Source organism: Salinivibrio sp. IB282, assembly GCF_001995685.1.
GTDB lineage: Bacteria > Pseudomonadota > Gammaproteobacteria > Enterobacterales > Vibrionaceae > Salinivibrio > Salinivibrio kushneri.
Window position 1 is genome coordinate 1 of the sequence record NZ_MUET01000153.1, and the last position, 1,299, is coordinate 1,299.

1 protein-coding gene is annotated in these 1,299 nt (G+C 47.6%); it reads left to right on the top strand.

The window, feature by feature from the left end; all coding sequences use genetic code 11:
- Nucleotides 1–198: 198 nt before the first annotated feature.
- Nucleotides 199–1,299, top strand: a 1,101-nt coding sequence (locus tag BZG14_RS15315; RefSeq protein WP_077609158.1) for a lysophospholipid acyltransferase family protein, incomplete at its 3' end; no start/stop codon positions are given.

Sequence of the window (1,299 nt, forward strand, 5' to 3'; positions counted from 1 at the left end):
TCATAACAGTGTCTCGATGCAATAAGGCGGCAATGGTGAGCACTTTTGCTGTTGAGGTCAAGTCAATGACGGTAAAGGGAACTCTTAACCAGGCTGAAGGTCTGACCTCCAACCTGTGTAAAATTTCGGTGGGTTCACTTTGAATCCTTTGTTGACTGCGTAGAATGGCGCGGTTTTTACTCGATATAATGGAAGAAAGTGCAGACAGTTAACGATCCTTATCAAGAGATTCGTCCTTATCATGACGACGAAGTTCCCAGTGCAATTCAGCGACTCATCCAAGATGACGAGTTTATCAATGCGATTCTATCTTATCGCTATCCGCATGCGTCTGGCCCGCTTGGTTGGCTTTTAAAGCCTGCTCTTAAATTGTATCTAACTAAAAAGTGGAGCAATATTAAAACAGTGCAGGATGTCCAACTGCATGTCGCCAGCTATATGCGCAAGATGATTAAAACAACCTGTGATAAAGTCACGGTCTCTGGCGTAGAAAAACTGGATCCGAATAAAGCCTACCTATTTGTCTCCAATCACAGAGACATTGCGATGGATCCCGCGTTAGTAAACTGGTGCTTGCACCAACAGGGGCTCGATACAGTGAGAATCGCTATCGGTGATAACCTGTTACGTAAACCGTGTGCGACTGAGCTGATGAAGCTTAACAAAAGCTTTATTGTCAAACGCTCAGCCAAAGCACCACGTGAAATGATGAAGTCATTATCACAGTTATCGGGTTATTTGCGCTTATCCCTCGATGAGGGTCAGTCGATCTGGATTGCTCAGCGAGAGGGGCGAGCCAAGACGGGCCAAGATGTCACGGATCCGGCAATCTTAAAAATGTTCTTCATGGAAGGGCGAAAACGCAAGCAAGACTTTGACAGCTATATGGAAGCGCTTAATGTGGTGCCTGTCGCCATCTCCTACCAAAACGATCCATGCGATCTGGACAAAGCAACTGAATTAGACGCGGTCAACCGCCTTGGCGCCTACGAAAAAAGCGAGTTTGAAGACATTCAAACCATCGTGAAAGGGATTGTCGGTGACAAACGGCATGTGCACGTGGCCTTTGGTGAGCCTGTGACCCTGTCACAAGACACACCCGAGTCAATGGCCGCAAAAATTGATGCGCAAATCCACCAGTTATACCGTTTATACCCGGCTAATTATATTGCCGCTGGGGTAGAACATGACAGTGTCACGCCAGCTGAGCAGCGCCTCTATGAGCAGAAGCTTGCCCAGGCCCCCGAAGCGGCGCGTGACTATTTGCGTGAAATGTACGCTAACCCTGTGCTCAATCAG